This is a genomic window from Roseivivax sp. THAF30, from assembly GCF_009363575.1.
GTDB classification, from domain to species: domain Bacteria; phylum Pseudomonadota; class Alphaproteobacteria; order Rhodobacterales; family Rhodobacteraceae; genus Roseivivax; species Roseivivax halotolerans.
Genome location: NZ_CP045389.1, coordinates 511,695 through 530,779, shown reverse-complemented (window position 1 = coordinate 530,779; position 19,085 = coordinate 511,695). Strand labels below are relative to the sequence as shown.

Here is a 19,085-nt window from a genome sequence, read left to right as displayed (position 1 = left end):
TTACCGTCCGGAGACATAGCATGATGCGTGATGTTGTCGCCAACTGAAAATTTGATGGATGCAAAGAGGTTCGCCGACCGAGTACAGTGAAGCGCATTCAGAATGGCTCTGCGGCTACGGACAACCGCCTGCCCCGGGCATCGACTGGTTTCCATTCAAATGATGCGCCCGATGCAGACCGGGTCCGGTCAGGAGAGCGGCTTCTCGAAATACACGCGGTCGAAGCCATCTTCGGAATGGCGACCAGTCTCCACGTAGCCGAGGCGTGGATAGATCGACAGGTTCTCGGTCATCTTCTCGTTGGTATAGAGGCGCACCGCGCGCGCGGCACGCTGCCGGGCCTCGGTCTCGCAGAACCGGATGAGCTTCTTTCCGACGCCGCGACCGGCGGCGTCTGGAAAGACTGCCACGTTCTCCAGCATAACGTTCCCATGGTCCTCGTAGAAGACTACGAAACCCAGGAGGTTGTTGTCCGGGTCCACAGCGACGTGGACGTGCCCAGCCTCGATCAGCGAGGCGTAGTCGGCGTTCATCGGGGCGGGCTTTCTGCCGATCACGGACACGTACCGCGAATACGCTTCCTTGGCGCAGGCCCTAATACGCGGCTCGTCCGCGGTCTCAGCTGCTCGTATCATACCGATCGTCCCATCTGTCCAAGCTGTTCTGTCCTTCGTAACGGCAGCTTTTGATGAAGGCAAAGCCACCGTAAGCATCTCACGACCAAAGAGGCGTTTGATACTCCCCGATCACCGCAGCGCATCTCGCGCAGCCCGCCGAATACTGCTGGTCAACTGCTTGAGAAGATCTGCCGTCAAACGACTGACCTGCCAGTAGAGCGGGGTGTCCACGACCCTCCCTGGAATCACGTCCACGAGAGAGCCCGCGGCGAGATGATCGGCCACGAGCGGCTCCGGGTTCATGCCCCAGCCCATTCCGCAAACAGCGGCGTCCACGAAGGCTGTCGATGACGGAAGGCGATGAACAGGTGGCTGAACCAGAGAACCGATCTGATCCGTCAGCCATCGATCCTGCAGAGCGTCCTTGCGGTCGAAGACCAGGCACGGCGCCGCTGCCAGAGCCTCTGCCGTCACACCGTCCGGAAAGTGCCGCGCCATGAAGTCAGAGCTGGCCGTCGCACGATACCTGAGAGCACCGAGCGCCTGAACATCGCAGCCGGCAGCCGGGTCTGCGCTTGCGGTCACAGCGGCGTCTGTCTCTCCCCTCACGAGCCAGTCTTTCGCATGGTCCTGATCCTCGATGGCGATATCGAGCAGCACACCGGTGCGGGTCGTGAACTCTGCGAGCGCCGGCATGCACCATGTCGCCAGACTATCGGCATTCACGACGACACGCGCGCGCGCCTGTTGGCCGCCACCGTTTCCAACTGCCAGAGCCGGGTGGGTCGCACCAAGATCCATCTCGAGGAGCTGTATCCGCTCCACGTGCCGACAAACCCGCCGCCCGACCTCCGTCGCACGGCAGGGGGCTCCGCGAACGATCAGCGCGGCTCCGATACGCTCCTCGAGTGCCTTGACCCGGTGCGAGACAGCGGACGGCGTGATGCCGAGCCGTGCCGCAGCCCTGTCAAAGGAGCCTTCCGAACAGATGGCGTAGACAGCCTCGAAGGCAGGGTAGTCGATCATGCTGAAATCTCGTCCCGTTCGCCGCGACATCCTGAATTGAGCTCAGGTCGCGTGACAAGTCCTCATTCGATTTCATGCGCAGGAACCGCTAATCCGCCAGAAGACGATCAATCGGACGGAAGACAGCGAATGCAGCCTTGCCTGAGACAGCAGCGATTGGATCGACGTGCCTCAGACGCGGCTTTCCGAGCCGGACGCGAAAAAGTCCGTGGCCCGACCAAAGGTCGGATCGAAATCACTAGAGCGGCACGATGACCGCCGCTCTTTCGGGGTTTGGCATCGGCCTGACGCTCATATTGGCTATCGGATCGCAGAACGCCTTCGTGCTCCGACAGGGCCTGCGCGGAGAACACGTGGCCCCCGTTTGTTTGACCTGCGCGATCTCGGACGCGATCCTCATTGCGCTCGGCGTCGGCGGGTTTCAGGCGGTAGTCGCCAGAGCCGAATGGATCGAACCGGTGTTTCTCACTCTGGGTGCAGGGTTCCTGATCCTCTATGGCGCGCGGAGCCTCTGGAGTGCCGCGACCTCCACATCTGCCCTGACGCCGGGCGACAGTGCTCCGTCGAACCTCTTCAAAACGCTCGGCATCTGTCTCGCGCTGACCTGGCTCAACCCGCATGTCTATCTCGACACGGTGATCTTCCTCGGAGCGGTCTCAACCGGCTACCCCGGCGAAGAAACTGCGTTTGCTCTTGGCGCGGCCGCAGCCTCTTTCACATTCTTCTTCTCTCTCGGCTACGGGGCCCGCATCCTCCGGCCCGTGTTTGCGAGCGCCCGAGCTTGGCGCATTCTGGACCTGCTCGTCGGTCTGCTGATGTGGACCATCGCTGCAAGGCTTGTTTTCGGAGCAACCTTATGAGCGCATCATCGCAAATGCCATCGCCCGCAACCTCGCCTCTCTGGATCCTATACCCGGTCCTGCTCGTCACTTTTAGTCCGTTGGGGATCGATCTCCTTCTGCCAGCTGCAAACGCGATCACCCGAGCTTTCGACCGCACTCCAGATCGGGCTGGCTTACTCCTTAGCGTGTTCCTCCTACCTCTGGGCCTCGGCCAGATCCCTTTCGGCCGGCTCAGCGATCGGATCGGTCGCCGCCCGGTCGCCCTCATTGGTCTCGCTCTGTTCGGTGCGGGAGCGGTTCTTGGAATGACTGCTCCAAGTTGGTCTGTTCTGCTTATGGGAAGGGGCCTTCAGGGAATCGGTGCCAGCGCGACGACGGTTGTAGCATTCTCCGCTGTAAGAGATCGCTCAGTGGCAGGTGGGGCGGGGGGCTTCGCGGTCTTGACCGCCGTTCTGAATGCGGCCACTGCCCTGTCTCCCGTCCTCAGTCTAGCGCCCCTCATGTTGTTTGGGTGGCGGGCGGTTTTCGGACTCTACGTGCTTCTGGCATTTCTCGCACTCACCGTGATACGTGGCATGCCCGATACGGCTCGCAGTGCGGGATCAGTGTTACCAGTTCGCGCGATACTAGTAGAACAAAAGGCGTGGCTTCCCGCGGCCATCACAATTTTTGCAATGATATATATGATGGGACATGTAGCCATCGCGCCGGCGGTGCTGATGGGACGACTCGGCGTCAGTGAACCCGTCTTTGGAGCCCTCTTTGCTCTCAATGCCGTCGTGGTCGTCTTAGCGTCGGCAACGGTATCGCCGCTGAGCTCGCGGGTCAGTGCTACCAATCTCGCCCGGATCGGCCTCGCCCTATTCGCAGTCTCTGGTATCTGGTTGTCGATCGCATCCTTAGGCGAGGGAATGACAACGCCTATGCCGTATGTTGGGGCAATCGCTCTCGGATCCGTCGGCTTCACCTACGCCTTTGGTCCTGGGCAGGGACTCGCGATGGCGCCGTTTGCCGATGCAGCAGGTTCCGCCAGCGGTGTTCTCGGCGCCCTTCAACTCGCGATTGCTTCCATCGGGACGGCGGCACTAAGTGCCGGAGGAGCGACGGTGGGTTCCTTCGGTGTGCTCGTTCTCACATTTTCGATTGTACTCGGCACCATAAGCTTGTTCGAGGGAAGAAGGGCCCATTGAACTCATCGATCATGGGCTCGAACGTGACGCGCTGCCTACCAAAATCTTCGAAATATATTCGACTGCTTTGGTCACTTCGCTCACTTGCGTTGCAAACTGAACAAGCGTCCGCTCTTACCTTGGCGTGTGTTTCCACACACTATGCTCTCTAGGCCCGCGGCGGTGGCTACCCCGACGAACTGTGCAACAGGAGCGGCGGCGAGAAAGGCAAAGCTGATAAGGGACACGCCGAGCGGACGGCGGGCCGGTGGCAGCACCTCGCCGACGAGGCTGAGCGCGACCGGCGGGCAGCTGGAGGCGACGAAACCTTGCAAGGCGCGTCCGGCGAGAAACCAACCGAGACTGTCAGCAGCCCCGAGAGAGGCGGTCGCCACCGCCGTGGCGACAAGGCCGCATAGAAGGACGACGCGCCGCCCGATACGGTCGGACACCATGGAGGCCCTCGAGCGCGGCGTCTCGCCAAGCGCAACCAAGTTCTGCCACGGCCAGGGGGAGCGGGGATTGCCGCACGGCGCTTCCACCATCGAGCATCAACCAAGCCAGTGGTTCGGTTCGAACGTCTCGAGCTGCGATCTTGCTGGGGTCGACATCGTTGAACAGTGCCAGTTCTGCCCTACCGGTCTCGATGGGCTTTGATGGTGTAACCGCCCGCCGACGGCATCTGTTGTACCAAGGTGGGTCAGCGATGATCCACGGGAGGTAGCCGCGTCGTCGGATCGTCAATTTCATTGCCCGACGACATCTCTCGACGCGGTGCCCGCGAGCTTGGACAGAAGGTAGTCGGCTACGAGAGAGACGTGCGCTTCACTCTTTGTCGGTCGATGAATCGAAATCGCTACATCGGGCAGTGAGGGGAACCCCTCTCTTCCGTCGATGACCTTGAGGCTGGCTGGGATGGTTGAAGCCTCCATCACCGAGACGCTGGCGTTTTCGAGAATGGCCTTCTCCATCAGCCCGACACTGCGCGTGGAATAGGCCACGCGCCACGGTCGGTCGATGCGCCGCAAGGCGTCTAGGGCGATGTCGCGGCAGACACATCCCGCTGGAAACAGCACCAGCGACAGCGCCGCTATCGGGTCGTCCAGATAGTCCGGCGCAGCGACCCAGTGAAGCGGTTCGTACCGAGCTATCTCTCCAGCAACAGCATTCGTCGGGTGGGTTGCGACGACGACATCAAGGGCTCGTGTTTCAAGTTGCGGCAGCAGATCGCAGGCATTGTCGCACGTGACCTCCAAGTGCAGCCTGGGATAATCCTTGCCAATGGCAGAGAGGATCGGCGGCAACAGGAACGTGGCATAGTCGTCCGGTGCTCCAATCCTGACCAGCCCCGCGGCTTCGGGCCGCTGGATATGTGAAAGCGCGGCGTCGTTCGCAGCGAGGATGCGATTGGCATAGACCAGCAGGGCCTCGCCCGCATGTGTGACCGCGACAGACTGACGGCTCCGGTCGAAGAGGCGCTTTCCGACAATCTCTTCAAGCCGCTTCACTTGAAGGCTTACCGCCGACTGGGTGCGGCCGACCGCGTTCGCCGCCTGCGTGAAGTTGAGATGGGCGGCCACCGCCACAAAGGACCGCAGAAGGTCAATTTCGAGGTCACGCTTCATGTCTCGATGATAAGCGGTACTCATTACTCTTAGCAAACCTATTCGTTTCAGAAATCCATAGAGCTGCCGTAGTCTGATCTTGGAGGTGATCGGTATGCTGGCAACCCTTGCTCAAAGCATGTTCGTGGCAACACGCATGTCACCCTTGGGAACAGTGGAACAAGGAGGGGATGGGCGCTTCGTGCCGAAGCGGAAGGTCAAGGACCAGACCTTCGAGCCGCGAAAGGGACATCGGCACATGCATTCAGCCGAGCATAATCAAAAACTTGTCGAGTTTGTCCGTCTTCACCGAGCGCCTGGCGCGTTCCTGATGCCAAACGCCTGGGATGCCGGGACGGCACGCATCCTCGAAGGCATGGGCTTTCCCGCCTTGGCAACGACAAGCGCTGGGTTGGCCTTCTCAATGGGCTTGCGGGATTCCAGCGGCAGCCTGTCGCGCCGACAGGTCGTGGAGAATGCTCGTTCAATTGTCGAGGCTACAAGGCTACCTGTTTCCGCAGACCTGGAGAACGGCTTCGGTGCTTCGCCGGAGGATTGCGCGCAGACCGTGCGCGAGGCCGCAGCCGTCGGACTGTGCGGTGGCGCTATCGAAGATGCGACGGGTGATCCGAGCGATCCGATCTACGATTTCGAGCTTGCAGTTGAGCGGATACGCGCGGCCGTTGAGGCGAGGCCTACGAAGAGTTTCCTGATCACCGCCAGGGCGGAGAACTTCATCTACGACCGCCCTGATCTTGGCGACACGATCCGACGCCTGAAAGCCTTCGAACAAGCCGGAGCGGATGTGGTTTACGCTCCGGGCCTGCCGGACATCGAATGCGTTCGGGCGGTGTGTGAAGCGGTCACGGTTCCCGTCAACGTGGTAGTCGGGCTTTCCGCCACGACGTACACGGCAGACGATCTCTCGAAGACTGGCGTCCGACGCATCAGCACCGGCGGTTCGCTGGCGCGCGCGGCGCTAGGCGAAATGATCCGGGCCGCGGAAGAGCTGAAGGATTGTGGAACCTACGGCTACGCTGACAAGGCGGTTTCGGATGCAGCCGCCGCCAATCTAATGAGAAAAATCAAGCAGACGACAGTCTGATGCCGATTAAACCCAATTGGGCGAAACAGCAGTTCGCGGCGCACCGACGAATGCTCAGGTTGGGCTCGGAGTTGCAGATCGCCGAAGCCGGAACGAACGACCATTGTTGGCTTAGCGTAGGATTCCACATCAAACCGCAAATGCACGGATTGACGAACGCAAGAGGAACCTAACTGCACCGACCCGACGCGTTGAGGAACAAGCGGAGAACTCATGTCGGCTGGTCCACTGGTACGGTCGATCTCGCTGCTAGGTACGAAGCCAAAGCAATCGCGCCGACGATAAGCAAAGCGAGGAAAACTGCCATCGCCGGGATCAGCCCCATGGATTCGGCGAGCACGCCGCTCCCTATCACCGGCAGGGAGAACCCGGCATAGGCGTAGACGAACAGCCCCGCGGTGGCCCGTGATGTGCCGCTGCCTGCGCGGTTCGAAACCTGTGAGAGCGCGGCGAGGTAGACGAAGCCGTAGCTGGCGGCACTCGAAAGAGCCGTGCCGATCAGGACGGGAGCAATCGCCTGCATCCAGCTCCCGAAGAGAATGAGACCGAAACCCGACGGGATCAGGGCGAGCCCCAGCGCCAGCGATGTCTCGTCGCTGAGGCGTTTGGCGATGGGCTGACAGAGAAAGCCAACGAAGATCGCAAGGAAGATCACCGAACCGGTCCATCCGGACAGGCCGTGCGTCGCGAGTTCGAGCGGGACCACCGCAATGATCATGCCCGTGGCCGACCAGGCGAGCGCGAGCGTCGCGCCGAAGATCCACGTGCCTCGCGGAAAGACGGGAAGACGCAGGAGCGCCCCGCTTTGCGGCTGCGCGACTTTCGGCGCGCAGATCATGCAGAGCGCCAAGATCGGCGCTAAGACGAACAGAACACCGAAGCTCGCGGGGAAGAACGTCGGGCCTGTCAGCGACAGGCTGATCCCGGTGGCGAGCGCGCCGCCGCCGAAGCCGAGCGAGGTCGCCGATGTGACCGCGAGCGCCGCGCTGCGGCTCCGCTCGGTGCCCATCAGTTCGACCATGAACGCCGTCCCGGCCGTGGTGGCGAGGCCGGTTCCGACCCCGAGGAGCATGCGGGCGAGAACGAGCGTGGTCCAAGAGGGCAGGACGATCAGCAGGGCGGTCGCGGCCGCGCCGAGAAGGAGCGCCATCGCCAGGGGAATGCGCCGTCCGATCCGGTCCGACAGCCCGCCGAGAAATAGCAGCGCCGGCATCAGGCCCGCCACATAAGCCGCGAAGGCGAGCGTGACGGCCGCGGGTCCGCGCCCGCTGGCCGCGGCGTAGGCGTCGTAGAGCGGCGCCTGCAGGTTGACCGCGTAGGTGACGAGAAAGAGCGAGACGGCAAGGCAGAGCGCGGCGGCGGAGCGGGACATGGGCGATCTTTCGGCTGGTTGCCGGCCGAGCGTTGACACTCGCAGGGATTCGATACAATATTTTTATTGTACTAGATACAGTTGGCCCAATGCCCCGCACACAGTTCATCGACCTCGCCGACCATGTTGCGGCCCAGATAGCCGACGGGACTCTGCCTCCCGGCTCTAAGCTGCCGCCGCACCGCGTCTTTGCCGAACGGCACGGCGTCGCGCTCGCCACCGCGACGCGCGCCTATCGCGAGCTTGAGCGCCGCAATCTGATCGTCGGCGAGCGTGGCCGCGGCATGTTCGTGCGCGACGCGGCTGTCCCTGCGGGTGTCGGCGTGGAGCAGGCGGCCTCGGACGGGCTGATCGATCTGGTATTCAACATGCCGGGCGGCGCCGCGGACGCGGACATGCTGCGCGCGGGGCTGAAGCGGCTCGCCGCGGGCGGCGATCTCGACGCGATGCTGCGCTACCAGCCCCATGGCGGCCGGCCGCACGAGCGCAAGGCCCTTGCGGACTGGGCCTCAGCGCGACTTGGCCCGGTTGCGCCGGAGACCCTGCTGGTCACGTCCGGGGCGCAGCACGGCCTCTCGCTGATCATGCTGGGATTGCTCGGGCCGGGCGATGCGGTCGGGACCGACCCGCTCACCTATGCGGGGATCAAATCGGTCGCCGCGTTGCGCGGCACGCCGCTGGTGCCGGTCGAGGGCGATGCAGGCGTGATGGACCCGGACGCGCTCGATCACGCGTGCCGAACGCGCGGACTGCGCGCTGTCTACCTGATGCCGAGCGTGCAGAACCCTCTCGGCGCGGTCATGGACGAGGCCACGCGGCGGCGGATCGTCGAGGTGGCCCGGCGGCACGACCTTCTGATCATCGAGGACAGCGCCTACGCCTTCCTCGAGACCGATCCGCCGCCGAGCCTGCGCGCGCTTGCGCCCGAACGGACCATCCATGTGGGCGGCGTCTCCAAGAGCCTCGGAACGGGGCTGCGCGTCGGTTTTCTGATCGCGCCAGAGGCGCATCTTGGCCAGCTGACGAGCGCCATCCGGGCGACGACGTGGAACACGCCCGCGCTGATCACCGCGCTCGTCACCGCCTGGATCGAGGATGGCACGCTGGAGGTCTGTGAAGAGACACGGCGGCGCGACGGGGCCGAGCGTCAGCGCCTCTGCCGGGACGTGCTCGCCGATCTCCCCCTCATCGCGCATCGCAACGCGGGCTTTGCCTGGATACCCCTGCCCCGGGGACGGCGCGCCGATCCGCTGGTCGCGCGTCTTCGCGAGCGTGGCGTCGCGGTGTCCCCCGGCGCACCCTACGCCGTCGGCGATCCGCCGCAGGCCATTCGCCTTGCCTTCGGCGGCGTGCCTTTGCCTGATTTCGCGGCGGCGCTGACCACGATCCGCGAAGAACTGACCCACGCGCAGGAGACGCAGACATGACCCTCTTTTCCGGCCTTTCGGCCTTCCCGATCACGCCGGCCGATGCCGAGGGCCGCGTCGATGCAGAGGCGCTCGGCCGTGTGCTGGATCGCCTCGTCGCGGCGGGCGTGGATTCCGTGGGCCTTCTGGGCAGCACCGGCGGCTACATGTATCTCAGCCGCGCCGAGCGGCGGCGCGCCATCGACACGGCGGCCGGCCGGCTGGCGGGTGCAATCCCGGTGATCGTCGGCGTCGGCGCGCTTCGTACCGATGCGGCCGAGGCGCTGGCGCGGGACGCAAGAGACGCCGGGGCGGACGGGCTCTTGCTCGCCCCCGCCTCCTACACGCCGCTCACAGGCGAAGAGGTCTTCGCGCATGTCCGAACCGTGGCGGAGGCCGGGGGACTGCCGCTCTGCCTCTACAACAATCCCTCGACCACGCATTTCACCTTCACGCCCGAGCTGATCGAGCGATTGTCCCGGCTGGACCACGTCGCGGGGGTGAAGATGCCCCTGCCCGCGGATCGCACCATCGCCGCCGAGCTCGACGACCTCCGCAGACGGCTGCCGCGCGACTTTGCCATCGGCTACAGCGGCGACTGGGGCTGCACGGAGGCGCTGCTGGCGGGCGCGGACGCCTGGTTCAGCGTCCTCGGCGGCATCCTCCCGGGGCCGGCCATGCAGATCACCGAGGCGACCCGGCGCGGCGACGCCGAGGCGGCGCGGACGATGGACGCACGGCTCGCACCGCTCTGGGATCTCTTCCGCGCGTTCGGCAGCCTCCGCGTGGTCTACGCCATGGCGCACGAGCTCGGCCTCACCGATGCTCTGCCGCCGCGTCCCGTTCTGCCATTGCCGCGCGACGAAGCGGCGAAGGTCCGCGGGGCCCTGGAGGAGATCGAGGGCGTCGCGGGCGGGTCGCCGACGGTGTAATTCCGGCGCGGCGACACCGCCGTGGCCGAGGTCAGCCGCCGACCCCGAGGACAGGGTAGAGCGACCCCACCAGCAATGCCGCCATGGTGATGTTGAAGACCCTGAGCCGGGTGGCGTTGGACAGCCACTGTCGGAGCATCGTTCCCATCCACGTCCAGAGCGAGATCAACGGAAAGCTGACCAGCGCAAAGGCGCCCGCCACGATGGCGACCGACAGCAGCGAGCGGTCGGGCGCGTAGAGCGTGATCGCCGACAGGCACATCGCCCAGGCCTTGGGGTTCACCCACTGGAACATCGCCGCCTGCAGGAAGGTCAGCGGACGGCCATCGGAATCGCGATCCTCCACCGGTGCGGCGGTGGCGACCTTGAGCGCGAGCCAAAGCAAGTATCCCACGGACAGGACCTTCAGCACGAGGCTCAGAGCGGGCACCGCCTCGAAGAGCGCCATCAGACCCGCCCCCACGAGGAGCGCCATCAGCGCCACGCCTCCGACGATGCCGAGCATGTGAGGCAGGGTGCGCCGGTAGCCGAAATTCGCACCGGAGGCCATGAGCATCAGGTTGTTCGGCCCGGGCGTGACGGTGGCGACGAACGCGAAGCCCAAGAGCCCGCTCATGACGGTGAAATTCATGGTGATCCCCTCGGATTGCCTGGCCGCAATATTATCAGGGGTCGCTCGCAACTTGTGATCTTCTTCACTATCATTCGCCCGACTTGCGCAACTATTCACGGGCCATGGACGAGATAGATCAGAAAATATTGCGCGAACTGCAGCGCGACGGCCGGATCAGCAATGTCGGCCTGGCCGAGCGCGTCAGCCTCTCCCCCTCGGCCTGTCTCAGGCGCGTGCAGGAACTGGAGCGTGCGGGTGTGATCCGGGGCTACCGCGTGGTGACCGACCCCGAGCAAATGGGGCGCGGCTTTGCGGCCTACGTCATGGTCGGCCTGTCCTCGCACACCAAGGCAGCGCAGGAGGGGTTCGAGCGCGCGATGGCCGTGGCGCCCGAGGTCGTCGAATGCCACAACATCGCGGGGGCGTTCGAATACCTGCTGCGGGTCGAGAGCGCCGATCTCTCCGGGTACAAGCGTTTCCACACCGACGTGTTGGGCACGCAGTCCCACGTGAACGCCATCACCTCCTACATCGTGATGGGCTCACCCAAGGACGAGCGCGCAACGTGATTCCAGCTTGCGTACGCAGGAGAGAGATGGTTAGAGGCAAGTCGGATCCTCAGCGAACTGGGAGAGGGATAAGGTCTGGGCTGGCTGACGTATCCCAAGGGATGGTACGATTTCGCCTACAGCTTGCCCGATCAACCCATATCTCGGGCGACACTTCTACACGCGGTTAGATACCGCTGGACAGTTCCTTCCATTCCATACGTGAGAGCGTCGCAAAACAGTGCATGACCGATTGAGACTTCGGCCAGGGCGGGGACGCGAGCAACAAGCGCGGCCGTGTTCGGCACGGTAAGGTCGTGTCCCGCGTTGACGCGCATACCATGATCGTCAGCTGCCTTGGCGGCCCCGGCGAGCCGGTCCAGTTCCCGTTCCTGCGCTTCCACGTCACTGTGCGCGCCACCGTAGGGACCGGTATAAAGCTCTACTCGATCCGCCCCAGTATCCGCAGCGGCGGCCATCACGGTCGTGTCCGGGTCGGCGAACAATGATATGCGGTGGCCATCTGCTTTGAGAGCCGACACTTCCCTCTCTAAGCGTGCCCGATCTGCGTGGAAGTCCCATCCGTGATCACTTGTCGCTTGGTCGGCCGCGTCCGGAACCAACGTAACCTGGTCTGCGCGAACCTCGCGCACCAGCGACAGGAAACGGGCGTCTGGGTAGCCCTCGACGTTCAGTTCGCGATTTGGAAACTCGGCATCAATCAGGGCGCGCAGATCGCGTACATCCGAGGCACGCGTATGTCGTTCGTCCGGCCGAGGATGAACTGTTAAACCGACAGCGCCTGCCGCCAGTGCAGCACGACCAAGATCTACGACACTCGGCCAAGGATGGTTTCGACGGTTTCGAAGCAGCGCCGCTACGTTCATGTTCACCGAAAGTACGGTCATTCAGAGTTACTCCGACCTTACATCCGTGAAAGATCGCAAGAACGCATCTCACGGAACCGCCACGCCTCCAAGCGTTCGCGACGAAAAGCAGCGCATGCACTCTAGGCTCGCTGCGGCAGCACAGCCGTCACAGACTGCGTTTGCTGAGACCTCTGCCCGAACCACGCACTGGCGATCGCAAGGACCATGCCGAACAGTTGGAGCGGGTTGAGCGTCTGGTCCAGAATGAACCAGCCGAGTAGGACCGCAGCAACAGGGCTCAGTCGCCCGAGGGGGGAAACGGCCGAAGGCCCGAGCAACGCGATCCCCCGGAACCAGAGAATATAGGTCATCGCCCCGCCGACGAGCCCGAGATAGACGAAGCCCGCCACGTTGGACATCGAAAGTGGTGGCAGTGGCGGCTCGAACATCAGGGCGGCGGGTAGCAGGAGGATCCCCCCCGCAGTGAGCTGCCACGCGGTGAGAGTGAGCGGTGAGACGGGGGGCTGCCATGTCTTCGTCAGAACTGTACCCAGCGCCATGGAGCTTGCCCCGCCAAGCGCGGCAAAGATGCCCACGGTATCCAGTGCCGCCTCCGGCGTGAGAACGAGAAGGCCGACGCCTACGACGCCCATGATGCCCGCAATCAGTCCGGTTCTTGAGAAAGGCTGCTCCATCATGTGGCGTGCCAGCACGAGTACGATCAGGGGCTGAACGGCACCGATCGTCGCCGCGACCCCTCCAGGCAAGCGGTAGGCCGAGACGAATAGAAGCCACCAGAACACTGAAAAATTCAGCGCACCGAGTACGAGGGCCCGGACGATCCACCGCCCATGTGGAAGTGAGCGGACAATCAGGAGCAGCAAGAGACCGGCCGGCAACGCTCTGAGCATGGCGGCCGTGATCGGATAACCTTCTTGCAGAAGCTCGGTCGTGACGATGTAGGTGCTGCCCCACACAGTGGGGGCGAGCGCGGTCAGAAGGACATCAAGCGATCGAGGCATAGAGGGCTCCACGGCATTATCTTGACGTCAAGATATCCCTCTTTCTACTGTCCACCGCATGGATGCTGTCGATCGAATTCTGAAACAGTGGGCCATCGCGCGGCCCGATCTGGATACCTCCGCTATGGGTCCGATCGGCCGCCTTTCACGGGTCTTCTACCACCTTACCCGGCGTATGGGTGAGACATTCGCCCGGCACGGGCTGAACGCAGCGGGCTTTGATGTGCTTGCGACTTTGCGCCGGTCTCCGCCGCCCCATGCGCTCTCGCCGGGCGAACTGATGGCGTCCATGATGATCACCTCCGGAACAATGACGAACCGGGTCGACCAGCTCGCCAAGGCTGGCCTTGTCACTCGTCGGCCGGACGCGAGAGATGCGCGCCGCGCTGTGGTCGAACTGACCGATGAGGGGCACCAGTTGATCGACGCTGCGCTGGCCGATCACGTGGAAACGCAAAGATCGCTTCTGACCGTCCTGACGTCGGACGAGATCGCCCAACTGGACGCCGCTCTGTCCAAGCTGATGAAAGCTGCCGAAGACAGCTAGGGGCCGCTCTTCTCGACCGCCTCAAACGCCTTTTTCGCCGCGGTGATCGCATTCATGCTGGCGGGTACACCGGCGTAGACGGAGGCTTGCAGAACGATCTCAACGATCTCTTCCCGGCTCACCCCGGTGTTCATCGCCGCGCGCATGTGGAACTCGAGTTGCCCCTGCGCTGTGCCCATGGCTGCGAGCATCGCAACCGTCAGCATCTCACGCGTCTTGAGATCGATCCCGTCGCGGCCGACAATGTCTGCAAACGCGTATCCGAGAACAAGCTCTGCGGCGTCCTGGTGAAACGCGTTGAGGTTGCCCTGGACCCGCTCGGGCGCGCCCGGTTCAAGACGCTCAAGAAGGGACAGGGCGCGGGTGAGGCGATCGGACGCGTCGCTCATGCGTCCACTCCTTTCATGCCTTCCGTAGTGTATCGGTCGCCCGCGACGGGCCGGTGTGCGAGCTCGGTGTCGATATCGGCCAAATCGTCCTCTGAGAGCGACACGTCCGCCGCACCGACATTATCGCGCAGGTACTTCGGCTGCTTCGTGCCGGGGATCGGGACGATGTCCATGCCCTGCGCTAAGAGCCAGGCGAGCGCCAGTTGCGCAGGCGTGCAGCCCTTCCGCTCCGCTATCGTCGCGACGAGATCGGCAATCCGGCGGTTCGCCTGCGCCGCCTCGTCCTGGAACCGGGGGAGCGAGGCGCGGAAATCCCCGTCCTCGAACTGGCCGTCCTGAAAGCGGCCCGTCAGAAAACCGCGACCGAGCGGAGAATACGGGACGAACCCGATGCCAAGCTCGCGGCAGGTTGGCAGAACCTCGGCTTCGGGGCCGCGGGACCAGAGCGAGTATTCGGTTTGAACCGCCGAGACTGGATGCACGGCGTGGGCGCGTCGGAGCGTCTCGGCGCTGACCTCGCAGAGACCGATCCGTGCGATTTTGCCCTCATCCACGAGGCCCGCGAGGCCCTCCATCGTTTCCTCGATGGGCCGTTCCTGATCGACCCGATGAACGTAGTAGAGGTCGATCTGCTCCACACCGAGACGGCGCAGGGAGCCTTCGCACGCCTGCCGTGCGTAGTCCGGCCCGTTGTCGAGACTGCGCCGGTACTCGCCCGGCGCGCGGACGATGCCGAACTTGGTCGCGACCTTCATGGGGACCGACGTCTCGCTCAGGAAACGACCGATCAGCTCCTCGTTGTGATGCGGGCCGTACATGTCCGCAGTGTCGAGAAAGTCGATGCCGAGATCTGCAGCTTCGTGCAAGACGCGCAGAGAGGTCTCGTCATCGCGCGGCCCGTAGAACTCGCTCATGCCCATGCAGCCGAGGCCGAGCGCCGAGACCGTTAGGTCGGCGCCGAGTGTCCGTCGTTCCATGTTTCTCTCCTGCCTTGTGCTGATGGCAGGGAGATGGCATTTCCGAATGCGTTAAGAAATGACCGGAAATGGAGACGAGGATTCCGATAATGGAAAGGCAGGGACTGATCTGGGACGACGTTCCCGTGTTCCTTGCTGTGGCGAGGTCGGGCTCCATCAGCGGGGCCGCCTCGATGCTCTCCATCGGGCTTGCGACCGTCTCCCGGCGGATCGAACGGCTGGAAGCACGTCTTGGACGCCCGCTCTTCTTGCGACACCACACGGGCTATCGGCTGACCGAGGATGGTACGGCGCTGATCGAACGCGCCGAGGAGATGGAGGCGGCGGCGCGGGCCTTCGGATCGGGCTTGCCGGAAGAGCCGGAGGTGTCGGGAACCGTTCGCCTTGCCACAGCCGAGAACCTCGCGACCGCGCTGATCCTGCCGGCACTGCCGCGCCTGCGCCGCGCGCATCCGAGGCTAACGCTCGAGATCGCGACCGACATCGCCACCGTGAACTTGCACCGCCGCGACGCGGACATCGCGCTGCGCATGGTGAAGCCGGAGCGTGGTCATGTCTCCCTACAGCGCGTTGGAACGCTCGGCTATGGGCTCTACGCCGCACAATCGTACGTGGAGCGCCGCGCCGGAGGTCCCGAAGTCGACCTTGAGCGGGATGACTTCATCGCATGGGCGGAAGGATACGGCCACCTCCCTGCAGCCCAGTGGATCGATCGAGCGCTGCGCGGCCGGAGCCCAGCCGTCATCACCACGTCCCTCGCAGCCCAAGCAGCCGGTTGTGCGTCGGGATTAGGTCTCGCCGTGCTGCCGCACCTGGTGGCGCAGCCGAGGGAGCTGATCTGCCTCGAATCCGATCTAGGCATCGACCAGCCGATTTGGCTCGTGACGCAAACCGATCTGGCATCGTCTCGCCGGGTGCAGGCTGTCGGGACCTTCCTACGCGAGGTCGTCTCGGAAAACCGGGTCTTTCTCTGCTTACCAAGCATCGCCTAGACCGGCTTCACAGGCGACAGCGGCCGCGCCCCCCGGGCAGCATGCGGAGGCGCAGAGCCTGACAATCATACCAAGCGCAGCATCGGTAAAAGGGACTCGAAACGGCCTCCCGCAGCGTGGCTCCCGAGCCGCTGGTGTGCGGGACGGAGCGGATATTGGAAACTATGAGCCGATCCATTAGCGATCTTCCGTGATTCGACGGCTATAAGGAACGGCGATGACCATTGAACAATCATACGCTTACCGAACTTTGAAAGGTGACGACCACCAGTCATGGACAGCTCTGCGTCAGGAGGGAGCACGCGACTTCCCGCTTGGTTTCCTCTTCACCGCCGAGGAAGCTGCGAACATGACAAGCGACGAAGCCCGGTCGATCCTCAATAAAGGTCACACGCGGGGTGTCTTCGACGCTTCCTGCATGATCGGATATTGCGGATTGCAAATAGAGACGCTGCAGCAAACGCGCCACCGAGCCGAAGTTGGGCCATTCTATGTGACTTCGGCGTACCAAGGGTCTGGAGCAGCGCGTGTACTGATGGATGGGCTCATAGGCGAAGCGCGCACGCGAGACGTCGAACAACTCGAACTTTACGTCGACGTCGGGAATACTCGCGCGCTTTCATTCTACGAAAGGTGTGGCTTCGAGCGTATCTCAGTCCATCCGGACGGGTTTCGGATAGGCGGTAAACCTCGGGACGCATACCTCTGTATCTTGCGGATCTGAGGCAAGGCACATGCTCTTCGCTGGACCAATCGCGTGGAAAAGCTCCGCTTATATAGCGTGAGGAAAGGGCTCTTCGCTATCCTTCGACGCGGACAGTCCAAACTACCGCAACGCGGGATGGTGCCGACACGGACGTCTATGCCGTCCCGGTCGCGCTGCGATCAATGCGATACAGGGCTGGTGTGTCGGCGTACCGCCAAAGGTGTTCGCTGAGTTTGAGTGCCTCGACGTGATCGCAGGGCCGTTCACCCCGCAGCGCGAAGACCGGACTGTCTGCCAACGGACGCATGTCGATCGGGCGATTGAACCACCTGCCGTGCTCACTCCGCGGGAACCTCGAGAGACGCTCTTTGACGCGCAGCCCCGCTGTGGTGACGGTCCGCTGCAGGCGGAAGCAGAGGCTCACAGGTGAGCCCGCCCATCTGATCGTCGCCACTACGACAAACGCCCGAGCGGGTATATGCGCGATTAGATAATTGACCGATACGTCCGAAAACGGTTCCGAGCCGCGCAGAGTAATCGCCACCCATCGATCCTCGATTTCTGTCGGGAGGGAATGCTCTTCGATCACAGCCAACCTGATGCTCATCTTGAACGGCTGCCGGATACTACCTCACTTGAGAGGGCATTTTAACGTCTTACTCACGCTCCCGCCCTTTGCCGCAGCTCTCACGAGCGGGGGCAGCGCGGGACGGAACGGGCTTTCGCTGCGCGTTGCATGGAGGTTAGTTTTCGTCGTTTCGCACATCTGCGATTACCCTCTTATGCCCTTAGCAGGACCATCCCGATTGCGATCATGGCCGCCGCGACCCATCTCCAAGGCCCGCCGCGCTCGCCGAGGAGAAGCACGCCGATCAGCATGGCCCAGAGTCACCGATGCTGCACAGCGGGTGAATGACCGATTCGGCGGGCGCGCTGAGGTAGCCGTTTAGCGTTCCAGTTCTCGAATACAGCTAAAGACCCAACCGCAACGAACGAACCGGTCGTGTCGCGAAGTTGGTGGAAATTCGAGGGCGGCGCAATCTCCGGGTGAACTGACACCCACCCAACCGGCGGCGGCAACCGCCGAGGAGATCACGCCATGAACCACATTACCGACGCCGCGAGCTTTGCGCTACTGGCTGGGGAAGCCGGGTTCGACCCGATCGAGGAGCGGCTGCGGACCAACGTCCGGGCAACCATCGAGGCCGTGTTCGAAGAGGAGCTGGCCAGCTTTCTTGGCCGGCTTCGCTACGACCGGGGCGATGGCCCCGCGAAAGGCTATCGCCACGGTCACCGGGAGCGACAAATCACCGGCACCTTCGGGACCGAAACGGTCCGTGTGCCGCGCGGCCGGGTCGAGGATGAGACGGGCAAGGTGACGGAATGGCGGTCGAAGGCGCTGCCCCGTTACCAGCGGCTGACGAAGAAGGCCGAGGCGCTGATCGCCGCGGACTATCTCGCCGGGACCAACACGCGTCGGGTCAAGCGGGCGCTGTTCGGGCTGTTCGAGGGCGCCGTCAGCAAGGACGTCGTCAGCCGCGCGTGGCGCAAGGTGAAGGTCGATTGGGATGCGTGGTGTGCCCGAGACCTGGCCGGGGAAGACATCGTCCGTCTGATCCTGGACGGCACCGTGATCCGGACGCGTCTGGACCGCAAGGCGACGAACATTTCGGTGCTGGCCGCCATCGGCGTACGGCGAGACGGCCAGAAGGTGCTGCTTTCCATCAGGAATATGGGCGGGGAGAGCACGGCCGCCTGGCGCCAGTTCCTGGATGACCTCGATGCACGTGGCCTGAAAAGGCCCGAATTCGTGATCGTCGACGGCGCCCCGGGGCTCGAGGCCGCGTTGACTGCGCTCTGGGGCGAAGACCTGCCCATCCAGCGCTGCACGGTTCACAAGCACCGCAACCTCCTGGCGCATGCGCCCAAGCACATGCAGGACGAGCTGACCGAGGATTATCGCGACATGATCTACGCCGACACCGCCGCCGAGATCGAGACGCGCCGCAAGGCTTTCCTCCGCAAATGGCGCCTCAAGTGCCGGGCGGTGTCCGACAGCTTGGAAGAAGCAGGGGCCCGGCTGTTCGCCTTCACCCGCCTCGATCCATTGCAATGGAAATCAGCCCGCACCACAAACGCCATCGAACGGCTGAACGGGGAGTTCCGTCGCCGGATCAAGACCCAGACCGTGCTGCCCTGTGCCGAGACCTTGCCCATGCTGCTCTGGGCGCTGCTGGCCTCCGGCCAGATCCAGATGCGCAAGGTCGATGGATAAGAGACCCTCTCTCAGCCCCTTGAGCCGATGCCCCTTGACCTCGCCGCCTGAGAAACCGAACCTTCACATGCCCG

The 19,085-nt window shown here is 63.6% G+C and carries 20 protein-coding genes; 10 read left to right on the top strand and 10 right to left on the bottom strand.

What is annotated here, in order from left to right; translation table 11 throughout:
- Positions 1–188: 188 nt before the first annotated feature.
- Together FIU91_RS02530 and FIU91_RS02525 are read right to left on the bottom strand one after the other, a co-directional pair.
- A complete protein-coding gene (locus FIU91_RS02530) occupies positions 189–635 on the bottom strand; it encodes a GNAT family N-acetyltransferase (protein WP_152461292.1) in 447 nt (148 codons plus the stop codon).
- Positions 636–746: 111 nt separating this feature from the next.
- The gene (locus FIU91_RS02525; RefSeq protein ID WP_152461291.1) at positions 747–1,643 is read right to left on the bottom strand and encodes a LysR family transcriptional regulator ArgP; all 897 of its coding nucleotides are present in this window, start codon (positions 1,641–1,643) and stop codon (positions 747–749) included.
- A gap of 251 nt (positions 1,644–1,894) precedes the next feature.
- Here FIU91_RS02525 and FIU91_RS02520 point away from each other — a divergent pair, with 251 nt between their 5' ends.
- Both FIU91_RS02520 and FIU91_RS02515 read left to right on the top strand, forming a co-directional pair.
- Positions 1,895–2,503 carry a LysE/ArgO family amino acid transporter gene (locus FIU91_RS02520; RefSeq protein WP_152461290.1) on the top strand — a complete coding sequence of 203 codons (609 nt, stop codon included), beginning with the start codon at positions 1,895–1,897 and terminating at the stop codon, positions 2,501–2,503.
- A complete protein-coding gene (locus FIU91_RS02515) occupies positions 2,500–3,675 on the top strand; it encodes an MFS transporter (RefSeq protein WP_152461289.1) in 1,176 nt (391 codons plus the stop codon). Before FIU91_RS02520 ends, FIU91_RS02515 begins: the two co-directional genes overlap by 4 nt.
- A gap of 80 nt (positions 3,676–3,755) precedes the next feature.
- Here FIU91_RS02515 and FIU91_RS02510 read toward each other — a convergent pair whose 3' ends face one another.
- Both FIU91_RS02510 and FIU91_RS02500 read right to left on the bottom strand, forming a co-directional pair.
- Positions 3,756–4,106 carry an MFS transporter gene (locus tag FIU91_RS02510; RefSeq protein ID WP_172974902.1) on the bottom strand — a complete coding sequence of 117 codons (351 nt, stop codon included), beginning with the start codon at positions 4,104–4,106 and terminating at the stop codon, positions 3,756–3,758.
- 294 nt (positions 4,107–4,400) lie between these two features.
- A complete protein-coding gene (locus tag FIU91_RS02500; protein WP_172974901.1) occupies positions 4,401–5,279 on the bottom strand; it encodes a LysR substrate-binding domain-containing protein in 879 nt (292 codons plus the stop codon).
- Between the two features lie 94 nt (positions 5,280–5,373).
- Between FIU91_RS02500 and FIU91_RS02495 the strand changes: the two genes are divergently transcribed.
- A complete protein-coding gene (locus tag FIU91_RS02495) occupies positions 5,374–6,363 on the top strand; it encodes an oxaloacetate decarboxylase (RefSeq protein WP_254702023.1) in 990 nt (329 codons plus the stop codon).
- Between the two features lie 211 nt (positions 6,364–6,574).
- Here the strand turns inward: FIU91_RS02495 and FIU91_RS02490 are convergent, their stop codons facing one another.
- Positions 6,575–7,735 carry an MFS transporter gene (locus tag FIU91_RS02490; RefSeq protein ID WP_152461286.1) on the bottom strand — a complete coding sequence of 387 codons (1,161 nt, stop codon included), beginning with the start codon at positions 7,733–7,735 and terminating at the stop codon, positions 6,575–6,577.
- 89 nt (positions 7,736–7,824) lie between these two features.
- Between FIU91_RS02490 and FIU91_RS02485 the strand changes: the two genes are divergently transcribed.
- Positions 7,825–9,162 (top strand): PLP-dependent aminotransferase family protein, encoded by a 1,338-nt coding sequence (locus tag FIU91_RS02485; RefSeq protein ID WP_152461285.1) that lies wholly within the window; start codon positions 7,825–7,827, stop codon positions 9,160–9,162.
- Positions 9,159–10,073 (top strand): dihydrodipicolinate synthase family protein, encoded by a 915-nt coding sequence (locus FIU91_RS02480; protein ID WP_152461284.1) that lies wholly within the window; start codon positions 9,159–9,161, stop codon positions 10,071–10,073. The genes FIU91_RS02485 and FIU91_RS02480 overlap by 4 nt, the downstream gene beginning before the upstream one ends.
- A 31-nt stretch (positions 10,074–10,104) precedes the next feature.
- On the opposite strand, the gene FIU91_RS02475 is transcribed toward FIU91_RS02480, so the two are convergent.
- Entirely contained in the window at positions 10,105–10,704 is a 600-nt protein-coding gene (locus FIU91_RS02475) for a LysE family translocator (RefSeq protein ID WP_152461283.1), read from the bottom strand.
- A gap of 104 nt (positions 10,705–10,808) precedes the next feature.
- On the opposite strand from FIU91_RS02475, the gene FIU91_RS02470 reads away from it, so the two are divergent.
- Positions 10,809–11,255: an Lrp/AsnC family transcriptional regulator gene (locus FIU91_RS02470; protein WP_152461282.1), complete on the top strand. Its 447-nt coding sequence runs from the start codon at positions 10,809–10,811 to the stop codon at positions 11,253–11,255.
- 131 nt (positions 11,256–11,386) lie between these two features.
- Here the strand turns inward: FIU91_RS02470 and FIU91_RS02465 are convergent, their stop codons facing one another.
- Together FIU91_RS02465 and FIU91_RS02460 are read right to left on the bottom strand one after the other, a co-directional pair.
- Positions 11,387–12,142, bottom strand: coding sequence for a pyridoxine 5'-phosphate synthase (locus FIU91_RS02465; protein WP_152461281.1), 756 nt, complete (start codon positions 12,140–12,142; stop codon positions 11,387–11,389).
- 101 nt (positions 12,143–12,243) lie between these two features.
- On the bottom strand, positions 12,244–13,125 hold the full coding sequence (locus FIU91_RS02460) for an EamA family transporter (RefSeq protein ID WP_152461280.1): 882 nt from the start codon (positions 13,123–13,125) through the stop codon (positions 12,244–12,246).
- 58 nt (positions 13,126–13,183) lie between these two features.
- Here FIU91_RS02460 and FIU91_RS02455 point away from each other — a divergent pair, with 58 nt between their 5' ends.
- Positions 13,184–13,672 carry a MarR family winged helix-turn-helix transcriptional regulator gene (locus tag FIU91_RS02455; protein WP_152461279.1) on the top strand — a complete coding sequence of 163 codons (489 nt, stop codon included), beginning with the start codon at positions 13,184–13,186 and terminating at the stop codon, positions 13,670–13,672.
- On the opposite strand, the gene FIU91_RS02450 is transcribed toward FIU91_RS02455, so the two are convergent.
- Both FIU91_RS02450 and FIU91_RS02445 read right to left on the bottom strand, forming a co-directional pair.
- Entirely contained in the window at positions 13,669–14,061 is a 393-nt protein-coding gene (locus FIU91_RS02450; RefSeq protein WP_152461278.1) for a carboxymuconolactone decarboxylase family protein, read from the bottom strand. The two genes, FIU91_RS02455 and FIU91_RS02450, sit on opposite strands and share 4 nt — an antisense overlap.
- Complete coding sequence (locus FIU91_RS02445; protein ID WP_152461277.1) at positions 14,058–15,038, bottom strand: aldo/keto reductase; 981 nt, start codon at positions 15,036–15,038, stop codon at positions 14,058–14,060. Before FIU91_RS02445 ends, FIU91_RS02450 begins: the two co-directional genes overlap by 4 nt.
- 89 nt (positions 15,039–15,127) lie before the next feature.
- On the opposite strand from FIU91_RS02445, the gene FIU91_RS02440 reads away from it, so the two are divergent.
- The 3 genes from FIU91_RS02440 to FIU91_RS02425 all read left to right on the top strand — a co-directional run bounded on the left by FIU91_RS02440 (position 15,128) and on the right by FIU91_RS02425 (position 19,011).
- A complete protein-coding gene (locus FIU91_RS02440; protein WP_152461276.1) occupies positions 15,128–16,030 on the top strand; it encodes a LysR family transcriptional regulator in 903 nt (300 codons plus the stop codon).
- Positions 16,031–16,247: 217 nt separating this feature from the next.
- On the top strand, positions 16,248–16,754 hold the full coding sequence (locus FIU91_RS02435) for a GNAT family N-acetyltransferase (protein WP_152461275.1): 507 nt from the start codon (positions 16,248–16,250) through the stop codon (positions 16,752–16,754).
- A gap of 1,081 nt (positions 16,755–17,835) precedes the next feature.
- A complete protein-coding gene (locus tag FIU91_RS02425) occupies positions 17,836–19,011 on the top strand; it encodes an IS256 family transposase (protein WP_152461274.1) in 1,176 nt (391 codons plus the stop codon).
- Positions 19,012–19,085: the final 74 nt, after the last annotated feature.

Coding starts and splice junctions, on each gene's coding strand:
- FIU91_RS02530 (WP_152461292.1), bottom strand. CDS start 635: ATGATACGAGCAGCTGAGACCGCGGACGAGCCGCGTATTAGGGCCTGC.
- FIU91_RS02525 (WP_152461291.1), bottom strand. CDS start 1,643: ATGATCGACTACCCTGCCTTCGAGGCTGTCTACGCCATCTGTTCGGAA.
- FIU91_RS02520 (WP_152461290.1), top strand. CDS start 1,895: ATGACCGCCGCTCTTTCGGGGTTTGGCATCGGCCTGACGCTCATATTG.
- FIU91_RS02515 (WP_152461289.1), top strand. CDS start 2,500: ATGAGCGCATCATCGCAAATGCCATCGCCCGCAACCTCGCCTCTCTGG.
- FIU91_RS02500 (WP_172974901.1), bottom strand. CDS start 5,279: ATGAAGCGTGACCTCGAAATTGACCTTCTGCGGTCCTTTGTGGCGGTG.
- FIU91_RS02495 (WP_254702023.1), top strand. CDS start 5,374: ATGCTGGCAACCCTTGCTCAAAGCATGTTCGTGGCAACACGCATGTCA.
- FIU91_RS02490 (WP_152461286.1), bottom strand. CDS start 7,735: ATGTCCCGCTCCGCCGCCGCGCTCTGCCTTGCCGTCTCGCTCTTTCTC.
- FIU91_RS02485 (WP_152461285.1), top strand. CDS start 7,825: ATGCCCCGCACACAGTTCATCGACCTCGCCGACCATGTTGCGGCCCAG.
- FIU91_RS02480 (WP_152461284.1), top strand. CDS start 9,159: ATGACCCTCTTTTCCGGCCTTTCGGCCTTCCCGATCACGCCGGCCGAT.
- FIU91_RS02475 (WP_152461283.1), bottom strand. CDS start 10,704: ATGAATTTCACCGTCATGAGCGGGCTCTTGGGCTTCGCGTTCGTCGCC.
- FIU91_RS02470 (WP_152461282.1), top strand. CDS start 10,809: ATGGACGAGATAGATCAGAAAATATTGCGCGAACTGCAGCGCGACGGC.
- FIU91_RS02465 (WP_152461281.1), bottom strand. CDS start 12,142: ATGACCGTACTTTCGGTGAACATGAACGTAGCGGCGCTGCTTCGAAAC.
- FIU91_RS02460 (WP_152461280.1), bottom strand. CDS start 13,125: ATGCCTCGATCGCTTGATGTCCTTCTGACCGCGCTCGCCCCCACTGTG.
- FIU91_RS02455 (WP_152461279.1), top strand. CDS start 13,184: ATGGATGCTGTCGATCGAATTCTGAAACAGTGGGCCATCGCGCGGCCC.
- FIU91_RS02450 (WP_152461278.1), bottom strand. CDS start 14,061: ATGAGCGACGCGTCCGATCGCCTCACCCGCGCCCTGTCCCTTCTTGAG.
- FIU91_RS02445 (WP_152461277.1), bottom strand. CDS start 15,038: ATGGAACGACGGACACTCGGCGCCGACCTAACGGTCTCGGCGCTCGGC.
- FIU91_RS02440 (WP_152461276.1), top strand. CDS start 15,128: ATGGAAAGGCAGGGACTGATCTGGGACGACGTTCCCGTGTTCCTTGCT.
- FIU91_RS02435 (WP_152461275.1), top strand. CDS start 16,248: ATGACCATTGAACAATCATACGCTTACCGAACTTTGAAAGGTGACGAC.
- FIU91_RS02425 (WP_152461274.1), top strand. CDS start 17,836: ATGAACCACATTACCGACGCCGCGAGCTTTGCGCTACTGGCTGGGGAA.